This window comes from Rhizobium leguminosarum (genome assembly GCF_010668065.1).
Taxonomy (GTDB): Bacteria; Pseudomonadota; Alphaproteobacteria; order Rhizobiales; family Rhizobiaceae; genus Rhizobium; species Rhizobium leguminosarum_S.
Genome location: NZ_WUEN01000001.1, coordinates 447,593 through 466,313, shown reverse-complemented (window position 1 = coordinate 466,313; position 18,721 = coordinate 447,593). Strand labels below are relative to the sequence as shown.

Annotated in this window: 15 protein-coding genes; 10 read left to right on the top strand and 5 right to left on the bottom strand. The window is 61.8% G+C overall.

What is annotated here, in order from left to right:
- Nucleotide 1 precedes the first annotated feature (1 nt).
- The gene (locus tag GR198_RS02145; protein WP_029874834.1) at nt 2-916 is read left to right on the top strand and encodes a DMT family transporter; all 915 of its coding nucleotides are present in this window, start codon (nt 2-4) and stop codon (nt 914-916) included.
- A 35-nt stretch (nt 917-951) separates the two neighbouring features.
- Here GR198_RS02145 and GR198_RS02140 read toward each other — a convergent pair whose 3' ends face one another.
- The 5 genes from GR198_RS02140 to GR198_RS02120 form a co-directional block, all read right to left on the bottom strand.
- Nucleotides 952-2,154, bottom strand: coding sequence for an ROK family transcriptional regulator (locus tag GR198_RS02140; protein WP_029874835.1), 1,203 nt, complete (start codon nt 2,152-2,154; stop codon nt 952-954).
- Between the two features lie 83 nt (nt 2,155-2,237).
- Nucleotides 2,238-3,437: an MFS transporter gene (locus tag GR198_RS02135; RefSeq protein WP_029874836.1), complete on the bottom strand. Its 1,200-nt coding sequence runs from the start codon at nt 3,435-3,437 to the stop codon at nt 2,238-2,240.
- Between the two features lie 15 nt (nt 3,438-3,452).
- The gene (locus tag GR198_RS02130; RefSeq protein ID WP_029874837.1) at nt 3,453-4,229 is read right to left on the bottom strand and encodes an SDR family oxidoreductase; all 777 of its coding nucleotides are present in this window, start codon (nt 4,227-4,229) and stop codon (nt 3,453-3,455) included.
- A 25-nt stretch (nt 4,230-4,254) separates the two neighbouring features.
- Nucleotides 4,255-5,118 carry a MurR/RpiR family transcriptional regulator gene (locus GR198_RS02125; RefSeq protein WP_029874838.1) on the bottom strand — a complete coding sequence of 288 codons (864 nt, stop codon included), beginning with the start codon at nt 5,116-5,118 and terminating at the stop codon, nt 4,255-4,257.
- 20 nt (nt 5,119-5,138) lie between these two features.
- Nucleotides 5,139-5,528 carry a RidA family protein gene (locus tag GR198_RS02120; protein ID WP_029874839.1) on the bottom strand — a complete coding sequence of 130 codons (390 nt, stop codon included), beginning with the start codon at nt 5,526-5,528 and terminating at the stop codon, nt 5,139-5,141.
- Between the two features lie 111 nt (nt 5,529-5,639).
- Here GR198_RS02120 and GR198_RS02115 point away from each other — a divergent pair, with 111 nt between their 5' ends.
- The 9 genes from GR198_RS02115 (at nt 5,640) to GR198_RS02075 (ending at nt 18,710) form a co-directional block, all read left to right on the top strand.
- Nucleotides 5,640-6,122 carry a hypothetical protein gene (locus GR198_RS02115; RefSeq protein WP_029874840.1) on the top strand — a complete coding sequence of 161 codons (483 nt, stop codon included), beginning with the start codon at nt 5,640-5,642 and terminating at the stop codon, nt 6,120-6,122.
- 30 nt (nt 6,123-6,152) lie between these two features.
- Complete coding sequence (locus tag GR198_RS02110; RefSeq protein WP_029874841.1) at nt 6,153-7,628, top strand: M81 family metallopeptidase; 1,476 nt, start codon at nt 6,153-6,155, stop codon at nt 7,626-7,628.
- Entirely contained in the window at nt 7,629-8,726 is a 1,098-nt protein-coding gene (locus GR198_RS02105; RefSeq protein ID WP_029874842.1) for a D-TA family PLP-dependent enzyme, read from the top strand. It abuts the gene before it with no gap.
- A gap of 541 nt (nt 8,727-9,267) precedes the next feature.
- Entirely contained in the window at nt 9,268-10,653 is a 1,386-nt protein-coding gene (locus GR198_RS02100; RefSeq protein ID WP_029874843.1) for an NADH:flavin oxidoreductase, read from the top strand.
- Between the two features lie 34 nt (nt 10,654-10,687).
- On the top strand, nt 10,688-12,208 hold the full coding sequence (locus tag GR198_RS02095; protein WP_029874844.1) for a hypothetical protein: 1,521 nt from the start codon (nt 10,688-10,690) through the stop codon (nt 12,206-12,208).
- Nucleotides 12,205-12,636, top strand: coding sequence for a hypothetical protein (locus GR198_RS02090; RefSeq protein ID WP_029874845.1), 432 nt, complete (start codon nt 12,205-12,207; stop codon nt 12,634-12,636). The genes GR198_RS02095 and GR198_RS02090 overlap by 4 nt, the downstream gene beginning before the upstream one ends.
- Nucleotides 12,633-14,108: a hypothetical protein gene (locus GR198_RS02085; protein WP_029874846.1), complete on the top strand. Its 1,476-nt coding sequence runs from the start codon at nt 12,633-12,635 to the stop codon at nt 14,106-14,108. The genes GR198_RS02090 and GR198_RS02085 overlap by 4 nt, the downstream gene beginning before the upstream one ends.
- Nucleotides 14,109-14,124: 16 nt before the next feature.
- Nucleotides 14,125-16,914 carry a cytochrome c gene (locus GR198_RS02080; RefSeq protein ID WP_164067193.1) on the top strand — a complete coding sequence of 930 codons (2,790 nt, stop codon included), beginning with the start codon at nt 14,125-14,127 and terminating at the stop codon, nt 16,912-16,914.
- Between the two features lie 2 nt (nt 16,915-16,916).
- Entirely contained in the window at nt 16,917-18,710 is a 1,794-nt protein-coding gene (locus GR198_RS02075) for a GMC family oxidoreductase (RefSeq protein ID WP_164067190.1), read from the top strand.
- Nucleotides 18,711-18,721: the final 11 nt, after the last annotated feature.

Here is an 18,721-nt window from a genome sequence, read left to right as displayed (position 1 = left end):
CATGGCAAATGCCGCTCTTTTCATCGCCACCGTCCTTATATGGGGGACGACTTGGATCGCCATTGCGATGCAGGTCGGTCCCGTGCCGGTCTTGGTCTCGGTCTTTTACAGATTTGCGGTCGCAGCCGTGATCCTCGTCGCCATCCTGGCTGTCATGCGGCAGCTCAAGCTTCCTGCCTGGCGCGATCAACCTTTCATCCTTGCGCAAGCGCTCTGCCTGTTCAGCCTCAATTTCATCTGTTTCTACAACGCCGCCGCCTCCATCCCGTCCGGGCTGATCTCCGTGATCTTCTCGCTTGCAACGATCTACAATGCCGTCAATGCGCGCCTCTTCTTCGGCGACCGCATTACAGGCCGCACGCTTCTCGCAGCGGCGCTCGGAGCAACCGGCCTCCTCCTGCTTTTCGGACAGGACGTTGTTGTCGATTTCGATATGGGCACGTTGAAAGGGATCGGGCTCGCAGCGCTTGGCACGCTGTTCTTCTCGCTGGGCAATATGGCATCGCGTCGAAACAGCGCGGTCGGAATCTCGCCGCTGACCGCCAATGCCTGGGGCATGACCTATGGCGCGATCGTCCTGCTATTCCTGATTGCCGTGACGCAAACGCCGATCGTCGCACCGCCTAACATCACCTATCTTGCCGCCATGCTCTATCTCGCGGCAATCGGATCGGTGATCGGCTTCACCACCTACCTCATGCTGGTGTCCCGCATCGGCTCCTCACGCGCCGCCTATGCCACCGTCCTGTTCCCGATCGTCGCCCTGTCGTTGTCGACGGTCTTCGAGGGCTACCACTGGAGCGCTCTGGGCCTGATCGGCCTGGCGCTGACCCTTCTCGGCAACGTGGTCATCTTTGCGCGACCTCTAGCCCGTCGCCCGCCGCAGTCAGATGCGAGGCTGCCCGCAGGCGGATGAGAGGCCGGCCTCGGCAATCTCCCGGGCGGAGGTAGCTAGCCGAGCGGCTTTTGCAGGACGTCGAAGCGCGGATTGGTTTCGGAAAAGATCGGCAGAGCGGCGGCGCCGAGGATTGCCGTATCCTTGCCGGTCATGCCGATCATCACGCGGGGAATGGTCCGCTTCTGGCTGGGGTCGATCGGAACGTGCAGCGGCTCCAGCCGCTCTGCAAGCCTCCGCATCAGCGAGGTTGAGATGCTGCCGCCGAGCACGATGGTCTGCGGATCGAAGGCAAGCTCCAGAAAATCGACGGTCTGCCGCAGCGGCTGGACCGCCTGATCCAGCCAGGCGTCGAGACCTTCGCCGCCCTTGGCGATCAGTGCGTCGAGATCGTCGGGCGACAGCTCCTCGGCATTGGCAATGCCCATGAATTCATAGGCGACGGCCGGTGACACGTAACGATCCAGACAGCCGCGCTTGCCGCAGCTGCAGAGCTTGCCATGCGGTTCGACGATGACATGCCCGATCTCGCCGGCATTGTTGCGGCTGCCCTTGTAGAGGTGGCCGTCGAGGAACATTCCGGCGCCGATGCCGCCGCCGCCGGCGAGAAACAGATAGACGAAGCTGCCCAGACCGCGGGCAACGCCATGCAGGCGCTCGCCGATTGCGGCTGCCGTCGCATCGTTCTCGACCAGCACCGGCACTTTTACCCGCTGTTCCAGCTCTTGCCCGACAGGAAAATCCTGCCAGCCGGGCAGGCTCAGCGGGCTGAGCGACGTGGTGCCGCCATCGGCATAGCGGCCGGGCAGGGCCATCCCGACGCCGAGCAGCCTTTGCCGGTCGAATGTGAAGGCCTGCTGAAGATCCTCGACTATTGCCTGGAGCGCCGGCATGGCCCGTTGCGGATCCGGATGTTCGACGTGGCGCTCGATGCGCGCGCAGACGGCGCCGGAAAGATCCGTCAAGACCCCGCTTGCGCGCTGGCGGCCAAGTTCGAGGCCGATCGAATAGGCACCGCGCGGATTGATGGAGTAGGGGATGATTGGCTGGCCGCGCGCCAGCTTCTGCGCCTCGGCCGGAACGAGAAGGTGCGATCTCTCCAGTTCCTCGACGATATTCGACACGGTCTGGGCGGTCAGCGCCGTCATCCGGGCGATCGCCGCGCGCGACAAGGGACCGTTCGTGCGGACAACCTCGATCACCACACGCCGGTTGTGAGACTTGGCCTGTTCGAGATTCGTGCCGGATATTGCCTTCATGTCGCCTTCAAAGCAAATGCAGCGTCACCCTTGTCACAAGACGAACACCGATGAAAGCTCCATTCTTCGGAACGTCTATTTGCTCAACGGACACCGCGTCTGTGCAAGAGGCCGATGATCGCTATCCCCGCCAATCCGGTGACGGCGCTCAGGATTGCGGTTCCCGAATAGCCGGTCACATAGGTGCCGGCGGCAAAGATCAGCGCGCCGATCCCGGCGCTGGCAAAGATATTGACGGAGATCAGTGCGCTGCCGAGGCCCGGCCGATCGGCGATCAGATCCTGCAGATAGGTGATCGGAATGGTGATGATCGCCGACGCTCCGATGCCGGCAAGTAAGGTGAGCGCATAGAGGTGCCACGGCTCGGAGGCAAAGCCGAGCAGGCTCAGGAACACGGCATAGATGATGGTACCGGCGGCAAGCGCCGTCATCTGGCCGGCCTTCCGCGAGATCCGCGACCAGACGATGATGAAGACGACTTCCAGCAATGCGACGATGCCGACGAGAATGCCGACGTCGCTCAGCCTGCCGTGAGCAGCACCGGTGGCGATCAATGGCAGAAGGGCGTCATTGAGATGCAGCGTGCTGGTGATGAGCGCCACCCCGCAAATATGCGCCGAGATGCGCGGCGAAACCACCTGGCGAAGTGCGCCGAGATAGCTGAGGTGATGAACTGCTGCCATCTCCGTTCCCGCCCGCTTCGGCAGGGCGAAGACGATGATCCCCTGGCAGAGCAGGCATGAAATGCTGGCAAAGAGGTAGGCCGGCAGCATGCTCGATGCGCCAGACAGCAGCAGGCCGGTGATGCCGGGGATCAGCACCCAGGACAGCGAGATCATGGCGCGTACGCCGGAGTTGGCCGTCACCATGTCGCTTCGGTTCATGCCGTGCATCGCCGCGCGCGCATTGGCAAACAGCAGCGAGTTCAGCGCCCCGTAGATCGGCAGGGGCAGCAAGCCGCTGATGACGAAGACGGCTGCAGTTGGAAAGGCGTAGACCATGCCGTAGCCGACGATGCCGAACAGGCAGGCGCCGATCATCGTCGACCGGTACTCGCCAAGCCGGTCGGCGAGATTGCCGAGCAGAATGCTGATGACGACGTTCACCGCCGCGGAGAGAAAACTCAGGAAGGAATAGAGACCATCGCTCAAGCCCAATTCGCGGATACCCACGACCGAACGATAGGGCGCAGTCATCGCCCCCGCCATTCCGAAGGTGAAAATAGCAATCATGCTGACGCGGATCGCCGGATTGCGGAAGACGTCGGGGAAAAGGCGGCTCATGCGGGCATCTGAATGTCAGTAATGTTCCGATTGGGAGAAAGTCCGCGCGAGCTCAGCCTGGCCTGCCGTCAGGCCGCAATCGACAGGCAGGCAGACACCGGTGACAGAGGCGGCCTGGGGGCCGGCAAGGAAGGCCACGGCATTGGCAACATCTTTCGGATCGACAACCCGCTGCAGCGGATACCAGCGGCGTGCCTCCTCGAAAACATTCGGATTGGCGCTGGCGCGGGCTTCCCAGGCCTGCGTCTTCACCGTGCCGGGGGCGACGGCGTTGGACCGGATCCCGAACTTGCCGTATTCCACCGCGACCAGCCGGGTGAAATGCAGAAGGCCCGCCTTGGCGGCGCTATAGGCCGGGTGTCCGAAGACATGCATGCCGTTGACCGAGGCGATGTTGACGACGGAACCTTTTGAGGCCTTCAGCATGGGCTCGAATGCGCGGAAACATAAGAATGCCGCTTCGAGATTAAGCGCATTGTCCGCCCGCCAGATCTCGGGCGTCGTATCGTGCAGGCTGGTCGCGCGGGCAGCACCGGCATTGTTGACCAGGGTTCGAACCACGCCGACTTCGGCGGCGCGTCTTGCCAATTCCGCAATGCTCGTCTCGCTGGTTACATCGCATTGGATGGCGACGAAGCGATTGTCCGGCCCGAGCTTCAAAGCCACGGCAGCCGCAGCCGCGGCATCGATATCGGCGAGCAACACGACGTCGTGGTCATCGGCGAGCCGTGCGGCGATCGCCGCGCCGATATCACCTGCAGCGCCGGTAACGATGGCTATCGACTGCGTCATTTTCTGTCGCTCCCGTCCATGAACCTCAATCTCCAAGCAATTGCCGGTCGTCGCCGTCACGGTGAATGACCAACTGCTGCTTGATACGCCGAAGCGTGGTCGTCGCCTTCGGCTGAACGGCGTAGGCGACCAGGCTCGACAGGATATCGATCGTCGCGATGTAGGCGATCCGCGTCGAGGTCGGCCGATAGATATTGTGGCCCTCGGGAAGGTCGATCGGCACGACGATTTCGGCGGCCTTGGCAACCGGGCTGTCCGTCTGGGTGAGCGCGATCGTCTTCACCTTGGTCTGGCGGGCAAGCTCGAAGGCGCGCACCAGCTCCATATTGCGCCCTGAGAAGGACGAGCCGATCAACACGTCGCCGGGTCTTGCCGCGGCGGCCATCATCAGCTGCATGCTGTGGTCGGAACTTGCCGTGATGCGAAGCCCGAGACGGAAGAGCCGGTTCTGGAGCTCGTCGGCAATCATCGACGAATTGCCGCCCGATCCGAACGCATAGATCATATCGGCCTTGGCGATATGCGAAACGGCGACTTCGATCGCAGCGAGATCGAGTGACCGGTGCAGGAGAAAGAGCGCGTTCTGGGCCTTGGTGATGATATCCTGGGCGACATCGGCCGGATCGGTGCTTTTCGATTCCGGTTTCAGATAGCGAACGCCGATATGGGCGGTGCGGGCAAGCTGCACCTTGAAGTCGGAAAAGCTCTCGCAACCGAGCCGCCGGCAAAAGCGCGTGACGGTCGGCGGTGATACCTCGGCCCGTTCCGCCAGCTCGATGATCGAGGCATTCACGGCAAACTCGAAGTCGTTGACGATGATCTCCGCGATGCGGCTCTCGGAGGGAGAGAGCCGACCCTTGTCTTCCTGCAGCGTTGAAAAGATATCCAAGCCCGTCCCCCGATGGTTCTCTATCTATCCTTCTTCTTATAGGCCACGCAGTCGATCTCAACCTTGCAATCAACCATCATCGACGATTGCACACAGGCGCGTGCCGGCGGATGTTCGCCGAAATACTCCTCATAGATTTTGTTGAAGGTCCAGAAATCGCGCGGATCATCGAGCCAGACGCCGACGCGCACGACATCCTCGACGCCATATCCGGCCTCATCGAGGATCGAAAGGACATTGGCGATCGTCTTGTGGGTCTGGGCAATGATATTGCCGTCGATGATTTCGCCATCTTCCATCGCAACCTGGCCGGAAACATACAGCCATCCGTCGGCTTCGACCGCCCGTGCGAAAGGCAGCGCCTTGCCGCCGGCGCCCGTTTGAACAGTGCCATAGCGCTTGATCGGCATGCTGAAGTCCTTGCAAATTATTTTCTTGATAAGTTGACAAGTGACCATAGAAAGCAGAATTTGACCAGTGAAAAACACGTTTTATGAAAAGAATTTCAATCCGGGGCTCATATGCGCGATCCTTTCCAGAATCCTTTCCCGTCAGACAGCGCCCGGCATGCCATCTGGGAAATGCTCGTTCCGCGCGATATCGATGCGTTTCTGGCGGCCGATTGGTCGATGGTGGAGCATGACTTCGTCGAAGAGGGCTTTATCGGTATCGATGCCCAGAAGCAGGTCAGCCCCGACAGGTGGCGTATGGCATTTCCGACGCTGTCGGCCTATCGCCAGGAATGGCTGAGGCAGGCAGAGGATTTCGCCAAACAGAGTTTCGCAGAAGATGCGCGCACGGCGATCTTCACCACGACGACGCTGGAAGATATCGAAATCGAAGGCGACATGGCGCTTGTCCGCAAGAAATTCGACGGCGGCATTTCCAAGCCTGACGGCACCCGAGACGTCATGCAATGGCAGACGCTCTATTATTGCAGGCTTCACCAAGGACGCTGGAAGATCTCAGGTTTCACCGGCTACCTGCCGAACCCGATGGGTTGACGCGGGGCCGACAACACGAAGGCCACTTTCTTGCGCATTTTCACGGCAGCATTGGCGACCGAGACCAACACCTTTTCCCCGATCTGCGTCGATCGTCGCGCATTCGAAGCCTCTCTCTATGCCCCGCCCGGCCAGCATCCGGAAACACCGACGCTCTGCACCGCGCCGATCACCGTCGGAAGGCGCGTCACTGCTGAAAAGGGTTGGGAACTGATTGAGGGAACCGCCACCTGGGCCGACCCCGCAGGCCTCGTCAACCGGGCAACCTACGAGGAATTGCGTGACGAAATCCTCGGCCAACTCAGCGCGGCAATGCCGGTCGATGCCGTCGTCATGGGCCTGCATGGCGCCATGGTGGCCGCCGGATACGAGGATACGGAAGGCGATCTCCTATCGCGCATCCGCGAGATCGTCGGGCCCGATGTCCTCATCTGTGCCGAGCTTGATCCGCACAGCCATCTCACCGCAAAACGCGTCGCTGCGCTTAATTTCGCCGTCTATTTCAAGGAGTTTCCGCATACGGACTTCGTCGACCGCGCCGAGGATCTCTGGCGCATTGCGGTCGAGACGCTCGAAGGCCGGATCAAGCCCGATATGTCGGTGTTCGACTGCAAGATGATCGACGTCTTCCCGACATCGCGCGAACCCATGCGTTCCTTCGTCGACAAGATCATGCAGATCGAGAAGGATGATCCGGACATCCTGTCGATCTCGGTGATCCACGGTTTCATGGTGGGCGACGTTCCCGAAATGGGAACGAAGCTGCTTGTCGTGACGGATAATAAGCCGGAGAAGGGCGCGGCTTTGGCACGCGAACTTGGCCTCGAGCTGTTTTCGAAGCGCGGCACCTTCATGGTCCCGCAAATTAACGAGAAGGACGCCGTCTCGCGCGCGATGACTGCCACCGCATGGCCGGTTGTCATCGCCGATGTCTGGGACAATCCGGGTGGCGGCACGGCAGGCGATGCGACTGTTATCCTCGAAGAGCTGATCGCCCGCGGCGTCACGAGTGGCGCGATCGGCACAATCTGGGATCCGGTGGCCGTCCAGATCTGTTTTGCGGCAGGCGAGGGGGCGGAAATTCCACTGCGCTTCGGCGCCAAGTCGGCGCCCGGCACCGGCAATCCCGTCGACGGCACCGTCAAGGTCGTCAAGCTGGTGAAGAATGCCGAGATGCAATTTGGCGAGAGCCTCGCACCTTTCGGCGATGCCGCACATATCGTGCTTGATGGCATCGACATCATCCTCAATTCGACGCGCGCTCAAAGCTTCGATCCGAGCCTTTTTTCGGCGATGGGCATCGACCCTGCCAGGCAGAAGATCCTGGTGATCAAATCCACCAACCACTTCTTCGCGTCCTTCTCGAAGATCGCGGCCGAGATCCTTTACTGCTCCGCCGGAACGCCCTATCCCAATAATCCGGCGACGACGCCGTACCGGCGGGCACCGAAGACCATATGGCCGATCATCGCCGATCCACACGGACCAGAACGCGGAGCCGCCTAGATGCATGACAGGTTTGCCGTCATCGCCAAGGCAGGCGACAGGATCGCCAATCTCTCGACGCCGCGTCCTGTGATCGACGAAGACAGGCTGGCTGCAAACATAGACCGCGTTCAATCCTATATGAACCGGCACGGGCTGAACTTCCGCCCGCATATCAAGACGCACAAGATCCCGGCTCTCGCCGTCGCGCAGGTTGCCGCCGGCGCCAAGGGCATCAATTGCCAGAAGGTGACGGAAGCCGAAGTCTTTGCCGAAGCCGGCTTCGAGGACATCCTCATCACCTTCAACATCCTGGGACCGCAGAAGCTCGAGCGGCTGGCCAAGTTGAACGAGAGAATTTCGGCCCTCAAGGTCGTCGCCGACAGCGAAGTGACAGTCGACGGGCTCGCAGCGCATTTCTCCGGCCACAAGCCGCTGAACGTGCTGGTCGAATGCGATACCGGCGGCGGCCGATGCGGCGTGCAGACACCAGATGAGGCGGCCTCGCTCGCCAAGCGCATCGCCGCTGCCGACGGCCTCACCTTCGGCGGCATCGTGACCTACCCGAAGCCGCAATCGGCGGCCGCCGTGGAAGCCTTCATCGCCGAGACGCTCGAACAGCTGACATCGGAAGGCATAACCTGCCCGATCGTCAGCAATGGCGGAACGCCCAGCCTCTTCGAGGCGCATCTCGTCAAATCGGCCACGGAACACCGCGCCGGCACCTATATCTACAACGATCGCCAGATGGTGCGCATGGGCCATTGCACCGAGGACAATTGCGCCATGCACGTGCTGGCGACCGTCGTGTCGCGGCCAAACGCTGACCGCGCCGTCATTGATGCCGGGTCGAAGGCGCTGACATCGGATCTTCAGGGTTTCAGCGATTACGGGCTGATCGTCGGTTATCCCCAAGCGCGGATTAGCAGCCTCTCGGAAGAACACGGCGTCATCGACCTGTCTGATTGTACCGGTCCCCGGCCGCAGATCGGCCAGAAGCTCTTCATCATCCCGAACCACACCTGCGTGGTTTCCAATCTGTTCGATACGATGGTCTTCCATCGGGGCGGCATCGTCACCCGCGTCGAGGATGTCGCGGCCCGCGGTCTCGTCTGGTAGGAAGAAAGCCGGTCGGCGGGCTTAGATGCATCACTTGGCCATATCGTGAAGGTATGTTTCAAACTTTGACCGGAACCGGCGGTCAAATGCTCGTGACATCGTGCTTCCCACAAACTGATCGATCGGCTTGAAAATTATCACTTTTTGTCTGCCACTGCGGTACGCATCCGTCCTCACCGGCGAGAACGGTGGCGTTCCCACTTTTGAAGTCCCCGGATTCAACTGAAACGAGACAACAGCCTGAGCACCCGCGAGAACAGTTAGGCAGCACAAGGAAAAATTGCAACAGTACAGTTGAGAGCGGCTGTGTTCTATCGGTCCATTAAGTTCGCATCTTCCGGCCAAAGGGTCCGGCAATAAGCCTTCAAGGAAATTGAAGCCGTGGCGGGTTTGCCGAGTAGAGTCCTGCTCGCGAAATTCATTTGCAATCTACATTAAATTGCATTATCACAAGACACACTAGATAGTTATAGCTCTAGCATTGCATCTCGGCTCTTCTTTCCTCTTCCGTTGCTTTAGCACGTCATCCGGATAGGCCTTCATGCATCCAAACAGTCAATATATCCACGCCGATAATGCGGCGCTCATTTTCGACGAGTTGAAGTTTCGATCGCTGACGGTGAAGAACCGTCTTTTTCGATCCAATATATCCGGTCAGTTCGATGACTATAATGGTCACGGCGGCAACGCTCGACTGAACTGGGAGGAGAAGTTTGCGCGCGGCGGGATCGGCTGCATCATTTCCTCCTTCACGCCGGTCTCAGTGCGCGGCCGGATCCTCGTACGTTACGCGATGATCGACGATGACGACAAAATTCCCTTTTGGCGGGAAGTAGGCCGCCGCGTCCATGCCCATGACTGTCGATTCATCATGCAGCTCAGCCATTCCGGCCGCCAGCAGGACATGGGTGGCGTCGAGAACCTGTTCAGCAAGGGCCTGAGTTCCACCAGCAAAAGCGATTACTTCCACGGGCTGCTCGCCCAGGCGATGACGAAACCCGAAATCACCGAAGTGGTGGAACAGTTCGCACAAGGGGCGCGGCGCGCGCGGGAGGCGGGGCTCGACGGTGTCGAGCTTCACGGCGCCAACGGCTATCTGCTGACACAGTTCCTGAGCTCCGGCATCAACGACCGGACCGACGAATATGGCGGCGGCTGGGAGGGCAGGGCGCGTTTCGTGCTCGAGATAGTCAGGGCGATCCGCCGCGAGGCGGGAAACGACTTTCACCTGCAGATGAAGATCAACGGCGTCGACCACAATGACTGGCTCTATCCCTGGATCAGGAAAGGCAACACGCTCGACGAAACCGTCAAGATCTGCACGATGCTGCTCGATGGCGGCAAGGGTGTCGATTCCTTTCATGTTTCAAGCGGATCGACTTTTCCGCATCCGCGCAATCCGGCCGGCGACCTTCCGCTGAACGACCTTCACCGCTGGTATGACGGCATGCTCTCGCAGGGTACGCGGGCGCCGATGAACTATGCGATCTTTTCCAATCCTTTGCTGGCGCGCGCCTTCCAGGCGCTTTGGCGCTGGCGCAGGGGCAAGGTCATCGAGGGCATCAATCTCGATTATGCACGCGCCGTTTCCGAAGCGATCGGCAAGATCGACCCCGATATCAAGGTGCTCTGTACCGGCGGCTTCCAGCATGCCGACAGGATCGCCGAGGCCATCCGTTCGAAAGCCTGCGATGGCGTCACCATGGCCCGCCCGCTGATCGCCAACAACGATCTGCCGGAGATCCTCGCCAAAGCAAACGGCCCGGAAAAGGAATGCACCTACTGCAACAAGTGTCTGCTCAACGATCTCGAAAACCCGCTCGGCTGTTATGACCTCAGCCGCTTTGACGGAACGAGCTTCGAGGATCGCTACGACAAGATGATCAAGCAGGTCATGTCGGTTTTCGAGCCGCCGACCTTCCATTGAGACGCGCCATCGCCCGCGCATTCGGATTGGACTCATGAGCAGCGACAACGACCGCAAAACGCCCGTCGAGATCGCAGTCGCCCGCCACCGCCGCTGGTGGCTGGCGATCGTCGTGCTGCTGTTGCTCGCAGTCGTCTACTATCTGGTTTTCGTCAACCAATATGTCGTCGCTTTCAAAAGCCAGAACGAGCATTTCATGCACGGCTCTATCGGCAGCGAGACGGCGACGGGACCGCCCTACTGGGTCTTCAAGGCCTTGCCGGTCATGTATACCGACAAGCTCGGGCCGGAAGGCTGGAGCCGTTTCGGCTTCCTCTACGAAAAGCCCGGCGACGACCTTCCGATCGGGGTGTCACGCCGCGTGGTCTCAGGCGTCGAGCGGGTCTGGCTCAACTGTTCCGTCTGCCATGTCGGCACATATCATCTTCCCGGCGATCCGGTTCGCCATCTCATCCCCGGCGCACCTTCCAATAATCTGCGCCTACAGGAATTCATTCGCTTCTTCATCGATGTCGGCCGCGATCCCGGCTTTACCGCGGATGCGTTGATTGCGACGATCGACGGCCCCAAGGTCGGCGGCGATCTCAATGTCTTCGAGCGGCTGGTCTACCGCTACGTGGTCTTTCCCAGGGTCAAGAACGCCTTCCTCGATCTCGGCACCCAACTCGATTTCGTCAAGCGGCAGGAGGAGTGGGGGCCGGGCCGCGTGGACACGTTCAATCCCTATAAGGCGCTGCAGTTCAACTTTCCGATGGACGAGGCGCATATCAGCGGCTCGGCGTTGAACGGCTCTTCCGACTATCCCGCCATCTGGCGCCAGCGCCCGCGCGAGGGCATGAACCTCCATTGGGACGGCAACAATGATTCCGTGGCCGAACGAAACCTGAGCGCCGCACTTGGCGCCGGCGTCACGCCCGTGACGGTCGACCGGGCATCGATCGCGCGTATCGAGGACTGGATGTGGGATCTGCCTTCGCCGCCGTTCCCCGTCGCCGCCAAGATCGATCAGGCGAAGGCGGCAGAGGGCAAGACGCTGTTCCTGCACTATTGCGCCGATTGCCACGGCTTCAAGGATGCGAACGGCTACAGCTACGACAGGCAGCGTTTCACGCGGCTCGGCAAGACGGTTCCACTCGCCGATATCGGCACTGATGCGGGACGCTGGACCTCCTATACGGAAAGTTTCGCCGCCGAGCAGAACCTGCTCTATGCCGGCTATCCCTGGCGCTTCAGCCGCTTCCACAAGACCGACGGCTATGCCAATCACCCGCTCGACGGCATCTGGGCGCGCTCGCCCTATCTGCACAACGGCTCGGTGCCGACCCTGCGCGATCTGCTCGAGCCGAGCGCCAAGCGGCCGCCTGTCTGGTTCCGCGGCAGCGACGAGTTCGATCTCGCCAAGGTGGGCTATCGGCAGTCTGCCGGCGCCGATGCCTTTCGCTACGACACGGCGCGGCCCGGCAACGGCAATGCCGGCCACGAAGGATATCGCTACGGCACGGAGCTGCCGGACGCGGCAAAAGACGCCCTCGTCGAATATATGAAGACGCTATGACCCAGTCGCGATCGCTCAGCAAATGGAAGGCACGGCATGCAGTCCTCGTCTGGATCGGCATCCTTCTGAACTTCGCCTTCGTCCTGCCGCTCATCTTCTGGCCGGAATGGATCCTCGGCCTCTTCGGCATTAGCGTGAACCAGCTGATCTGGCCGAGATTTGCAGGCCTGCTGCTCGGGATCCTGTCGATCTTCTACATTCCGGCGACGCTCGATATCGACCGCTACCGCGTTTTCGCCTGGCTTGCGGTCTTCCCCTCCCGCACGCTCGGCACGGTTTTCTTCTTGCTCGCCGTCTTCGTCTTCGACCAGCCGCTCGGCTACCTCGCCGGTGTCTTCCTCGACGGGTCAGTCGGCATTGCGACGCTTTTCTGTCTCCTGCGCATCCTGCGGCTCGAACAGAATATCGCCGAAGGGAGACAGGCATGAGGCGCGTCTTCTGGAAATGGCTTTTGGCCGTTCTGGTGCTGCTCGTCGTCGGCGCTTTCGCGCTGTTGTTCCTGCTTTTCCGGCCGGTCGCCCAGCCGAAGTCGAACGATCTGGCTGAAGTCTTCAACCACGGTTCGATCGGCAATGAAGAGGCGCAGGGAATTCCCTACTGGATCTGGCGGGTCCTGCCGCAGCTCTTTCCCGAACATCTGCCGGCAAACGCGGACGGCTACGGCGCCTTCGGCCTCTACTGGCGCCCCGGCGACGAGGTTCCTGTCGGCCTCTCGGTCAAGACGCTCGGCGTCATAGGGCGCGTCGCGCCGAACTGCGCCTTCTGCCACCAGGGCAGCTACCGGCTCCGGGCCGACGAGCCGGCGCGGCTGGTCGAAGCAGGCCCGGGAACGAGGGTCAATCCGCAGGCCTATATCCGTTTTCTGATCGATGTTGGCGCCGATCCGCGATTTACCGCCAACCGGGTGATGGCGGAGATCGGCAAAGTCTACGACATGCCGGTCTGGGAATGGGCGCTCTATCGCTTCGTGCTGGTGCCGGCGACCCGGGCGGCCCTCCAGGAGCAGGGGCGGCGCTTCGCCTGGATGAAGGACCGGCCGGATTGGGGCCCGGGCCGGATCGATCCCTTCAACCCGGTCAAGTTCCAGAACCTCCGTCTTGCCGACGACCACACGATCGGCAATTCCGACATGATGCCCCTGTGGTCGCTTGCCGGTCTAGCCACCACCAATACGCGCCGCTTCTCGCTCCACTGGGACGGATTGCAAACCGATCTTTACGAGACGGTGGTCTCGGGCGCGATCGGCGACGGGATGACCTACAAATCTTATGGGGGAAGCGAAGAGGGCCTTCGCCGCATTATGGATTTCATCCGCCTGCAGGGGCCGCCGCCCTCGCCGTTTTCTCCTCTCAGGCCGGCAGGCGATCCCTATCATGTCGATGCGGCGGCGGTCGACGCCGGCCGTGGGATCTATATCGCGCAATGCGCCGTCTGCCATGACGCCAAAGGGCCCCGTTACCGGACGCCGATCTCGATCGTCGAGCTCGGCACCGACCGCCATCGCCTCGACATGTGGACGCCCGCGGCCCGCGACCGCTACGCCGCCTACGAGCCGAGTTACGCTTGGAGTTTTACCAACTTCCAGAAGACCGACGGTTATGTCGCGACAGGCCTCGGGGGCCTGTGGCTGCGCGGTCCCTACCTGCATAACGGCAGCGTCCCGACATTGCGGGCCTTGCTTCTTCCGCCAGCCGAGCGGCCGGGGCAGTTCTACCGCGGCTACGATCTCGTGGATGCCGAGAATGGAGGCTTCGTAAGCATGCCGGATACGCCGGGGGAACGGTACGGCACGCTTTACGACACAAGCCGGCCGGGCAACGGCAATGGCGGTCATCTCTGGGGCACGGATTTGCCGCCGGAGGCGAAGGAGCAGTTGCTTTCGTATCTCAAGACACTTTGACCATCAGGAGGGATCGATGGCAAACATCAGACAGCGCATCGTGCGGTTTATCGCCTGGATCGTGGCGACCGTCGTCACCCTCGCCGTCATCGCCGTTGCTGCGGTTGCGCTCATCGTCTGGTGGCTGATCGAGCCGGATGCGGGCCAGTTCGGCCATGTCGAGGATGAGGCGAAGCAAGCCCATCGCAAGGTCGAGGAATTTCCCGGGGCGGGAGAGCCTTACTTCGCGGCAATGGACAAGGGCCTGCTGCTGCCGCCGACAGCCGGCGCCGATTATCCCGACGAGATCAAGGAGGTCGCAACCGCCACCGGGCTCGATCCGGAGGCCGTCCGCAAGGCGGCGATCCGCGGACAGAACACCTGGACCGTCTGGACTGGCGGCAACGACCGTTTCTGGGACTTCGCCGCCCGCGCGACAATCGGCTCCTTCGACCTTTTGAAGACCATCTCGTCCCATCCGACGATGGCCTATGGCCGCGACAACCGCTTCCGCTATCTCGGCCTCGTCAACGAACCCTGCTTCACAACCCCGAAGAGCGCCGATCCCGATCATTGGGGGCTGTGGATCGATCAGCGGAAGACGGAGTGCGCGGCCGACAGTTTCGGCGGCAATGCCGAGGCGGACTCACGCTATCCCGGCGTGCGGATCGGCTCGCGCGGCACCACGGTCAAGGTAAAGGGCGAGGAGAAGAAAATCCCGGTCGGCTCCTACTACGGCGAGCCGACGGGCGTAATGGGCCTGCGTCTCTTCCCCAATCCCGCCTTCGACAGCAAGGCCGCCGAACATTGGGATGCGGTGCGCTACTATACCGATCCTTCCTACTACAACGACAAGGACCTCGTGCGTCCCTATCGCGTCGGCATGTCCTGCGCCTTCTGCCATGTCGGGCCTAGTCCGATCAATCCGCCGAAGAACGTCGAGAGCCCGGAATTCCCTGAAATCTCCTCCAATCCCGGCGCCCAGTATTTCTGGGTCGACCGCATTTTCTTCTGGAACACCAAACCGCGCGCGACGCCCGTGGAACCGGCCCCTAACGAAGGAAACTTCCTTTTCCAGCTGTTCCATACGAACCCGCCCGGTTCGCTCGATACCTCGCTGGTTTCGAGCGACTACATGAATAACCCCCGTACGATGAACGCCGTCTACAACGTCCTGGAGCGGTTGCGCATCGGGGCAAAGACGGGCAAGGAAACCATCAAGGGAGACGAGAAAGACAACAAGCAGGCGCAGGACTATCCGCAGACCGCAGCCTTCGGATCCCTCTACGACAAGGCGACCGGCACGGTCGCCTCGATGCGCGTCCTGAAGGACGGAGCCGATTCCGTCGGCACGCTCGGCGCGCTCAATCGCGTCTATCTCAATATCGGCCTCTTCAGCGAAGAATGGCTGCTGCATTTCCGCCCCTTCCTCGGCGGGCAGAAGATCTCGCCGATCCGCATCACCGACGCCCAGAAGAATTCGGTCTACTGGCAAGCCACCGAGACGATGACGCCCGACATGGCGATATTCTTCCTGGTCGCGGCCCGCGCCGATTATCTGAAGGATACGGCAGTCGGAGAGCAGGTGCTCCAAGCGCGCGATCCGGCCGAGGTCGATCGCGGGAAGATCGTTTTTGCCGAAAACTGCGCCGCCTGTCATTCGAGCAAGCAGCCGGTGCCGGCGCCGGACCTCGGCGTCGATCAGGGCATCTGCGCAGGCGGCGGAGCCGGCCCTCATTATCGCGAATGCTGGGATCGCTATTGGGCCTGGGCCCAGTCGGATGCCTTCAAGCGCGGCATGGTCAAGCTCGTCACCGAAAAGGATGACGACGGAAAGGATTTCCTCGACGGCAATTACCTCTCCACGGAACGGCGCGTGCCGATGGATGTCGTGCGCACCAACGCCTGCAGCGCGATCGCCACCAACGGGCTTTCGGGCGACGTCTGGGACAATTTCACCTCTTCCACCTACAAAGCGCTGCCGCCTCCGCATGAGGTGACGGTCAATCATCCGGTTTCGGGGGCGGCAACGCCGCTGCAGGCGGCCGGCAACGGGCGCGGCTATCTGAGGCCGCCTTCACTTGTCAGCCTCTGGTCGACTGCGCCTTTCCTGCTCAACAATTCGGTCGGCCACGAGGAGAGCTATCACGGAACCGACTACTACAATCAGGAAAATGCCGGCGGCTACGGCGCCGGGCGCGGCACCGCCTGCCCCGCGGCGGATACCGGCGATCCCTATCTGCCCTGCGTCGAAAACAGGCTTACAGTCTTCGATCGGTCGATCCGCCAGATGCTCTCGCCGCAGACGCGCCGCATGGATAAGATGACCGAGGCGCCGGTGCCGGGCTATATTTACCGGACGAGCGCGCCCTCTTGCCTCATCGTGCCGCCGGGCTTCGTGCCCGACAAGGTGAAGCCCTTCACCGGCATGCTGAACAAGGTCGCCGGCTGGGCCTTCAAAAAGGACGGCTCGATCACCGTCGGCCCGTTCCCGGCCGGGTTCCCGATCAACGCGCTGACCAACACCGAGCTGCTGCCCGACAATGACGAGGAGGACAAGTTCGCCAATTACAAGCGCCTGATCGCCGCCGGCCCGGCGCTGATCGGAGCCTTTTCCGAGCTCGGCGGGCAATGTACGCCGGAGGAACTCGCAGATCCCGCCGTGCTCGCCAAAGCCGAGAAGGTAGTGCGCGACACGAAACTCGTCGACCGCCTGGTGGGCTTGAGCAAATGCCCGGATTACGTGGTCAATGGCGGGCACACATTCGGCGCCGATCTCTCGCAATCGGACAAGAATGCCCTGATTTCCTATCTGAAGCAGTTCTGACGATGTCCGGCGGGCCGACCCACGATTATATCGTCATCGGCAGCGGCGCTGGCGGCGCCGTCGTCGCCGCGCGGCTCGCCGAAGAAGGCCGGACGGTGCTCGTCATCGAAGCCGGCGGCGATCCGCTGGCCAAAGCCGATGACGGCACCGACATGCCGCTTGCCGATGCCTCTCGCGTACCGGCCTTTCACGCCTTTGCCTCGGAACATCCCGGCATGACCGAGAACCATTGGGTGCGCCACTATGAAAATCAGGAGATGCAGGAGCGCGACTGGCGCTACAGCAAGGAAAAGGACGGCGTGCTGTATCCGCGCGTGCGCGGGCTCGGCGGCTGCACCGCTCATCATGCGATGATCGTCGTGCGGCCCAATCATTGCGACTGGAACCACATCTTTGCGGTCACCGGTGACGAAAGCTGGAAGGCCCCGCACATGCAGGGCTATTTCGAGCGCATCGAGCGCTGCCGCTACCGCTTCTTCTTGTGGCGCTGGCTTGCCGCCGCAACCGGCCTCAATCCGACGGGCCATGGATGGTGGGGGTGGATGACCACGGAGCGCGCCGTGCCGCTGCGGGCCTTGCGCGACTGGCCGCTGTGGCGGGCGCTGCTGCGCTGCGTCGGCGCGGCGGCCGACGCCTTCGGCAAGCGGGGCTCCGACTGGGAGACGACCGAGATCGACCCGAACGACCACCGCAACTGGAACGTCGGCGCCTGCGGCGTGCGCGTCACACCGCTTTCGACGCGCGGCCACACCAGGCACGGGCCGCGCGAGCGGCTGCTCGACGTGATCAAGCGGCACCCCGACCGCCTGACGCTTCGCCTCAACACCACCGTCACGCGCATCGAGTTCGAGGGCAAGCGGGCGGTAGCGGTTCGCTGCATCGACGGGGAGGGGCGCGAGGAGATCATTCGGGCCGGCCGCGAGATCATCCTTGCCGGCGGCGCCTTCGCCTCGCCGCAGCTTCTGATGCTCTCCGGCATCGGCGATCCCGGCCATCTCGACGAGCACGGGATTCCCGTCGTCGAGGCGCTTCCTGGTGTCGGACGGAACCTGCAGGACCGCTACGAGGTCGGCGTCGTCAGCCGGATGAAAGAACCCTGGTCGGCCCTCAAGGGCGTGACCTATACGACCCGCGATGTCCATTACCGGCGGTGGCGCAGATTCCGCATCGGCAACTATACGAGCAACGGCGTCATGTTTTCCCTGACGCTCAAATCCCGCGACACGCTGCCGGAACCGGACCTGCATTGCTTTTCGCTGCTGGCCGATTTCCGCGGCTATTTTCCTCGCTATTCCGCGCGCATCCGCAAGCCGGATTGCATGACCTGGGCGATCCTCAAGGCCTATACCGAAAACCAGGGTGGAACGGTGCGGCTGAGAAGTGCCGATCCAGCGGTCCTGCCTGCCGTCGTGTTTCATTCCTTCTTCGAAGGAACCGGCGATTACGACCTCGATCTCGATGCCGTCGTCTATGCCATCCGCTTCGTCAGGAAGGTCAACGATGCGATGGACGACCTCATCGCAAGCGAAGAGGAACCCGGCCGGCAGAACGAGAGCGACGAGGCGCTTCGCCGCTATGTCGCGGAAAACGCCTGGGGCCATCATGCCTGCGGCACCTGCGCCATCGGCCCCCGCGAGGATGGCGGCGTGCTCGACAGCCGCTTCAGGGTGCACGGCATCGAAGGCCTCCGCGTCGTCGATGCTTCCGTATTCCCCCGCATTCCCGGCTACTTCCTTGCCACCGCCGTCTACATGATCGCGGAGAAGTCGGCCGACGTCATTCTCGCGGACAGCTGACTGGAAACACG

Coding starts and splice junctions, on each gene's coding strand:
- GR198_RS02085 (WP_029874846.1), top strand. CDS start 12,633: ATGAGGCGCGTCTTCTGGAAATGGCTTTTGGCCGTTCTGGTGCTGCTC.
- GR198_RS02090 (WP_029874845.1), top strand. CDS start 12,205: ATGACCCAGTCGCGATCGCTCAGCAAATGGAAGGCACGGCATGCAGTC.
- GR198_RS02145 (WP_029874834.1), top strand. CDS start 2: ATGGCAAATGCCGCTCTTTTCATCGCCACCGTCCTTATATGGGGGACG.
- GR198_RS02115 (WP_029874840.1), top strand. CDS start 5,640: ATGCGCGATCCTTTCCAGAATCCTTTCCCGTCAGACAGCGCCCGGCAT.
- GR198_RS02105 (WP_029874842.1), top strand. CDS start 7,629: ATGCATGACAGGTTTGCCGTCATCGCCAAGGCAGGCGACAGGATCGCC.
- GR198_RS02120 (WP_029874839.1), bottom strand. CDS start 5,528: ATGCCGATCAAGCGCTATGGCACTGTTCAAACGGGCGCCGGCGGCAAG.
- GR198_RS02100 (WP_029874843.1), top strand. CDS start 9,268: ATGCATCCAAACAGTCAATATATCCACGCCGATAATGCGGCGCTCATT.
- GR198_RS02075 (WP_164067190.1), top strand. CDS start 16,917: ATGTCCGGCGGGCCGACCCACGATTATATCGTCATCGGCAGCGGCGCT.
- GR198_RS02135 (WP_029874836.1), bottom strand. CDS start 3,437: ATGAGCCGCCTTTTCCCCGACGTCTTCCGCAATCCGGCGATCCGCGTC.
- GR198_RS02140 (WP_029874835.1), bottom strand. CDS start 2,154: ATGAAGGCAATATCCGGCACGAATCTCGAACAGGCCAAGTCTCACAAC.
- GR198_RS02130 (WP_029874837.1), bottom strand. CDS start 4,229: ATGACGCAGTCGATAGCCATCGTTACCGGCGCTGCAGGTGATATCGGC.
- GR198_RS02095 (WP_029874844.1), top strand. CDS start 10,688: ATGAGCAGCGACAACGACCGCAAAACGCCCGTCGAGATCGCAGTCGCC.
- GR198_RS02080 (WP_164067193.1), top strand. CDS start 14,125: ATGGCAAACATCAGACAGCGCATCGTGCGGTTTATCGCCTGGATCGTG.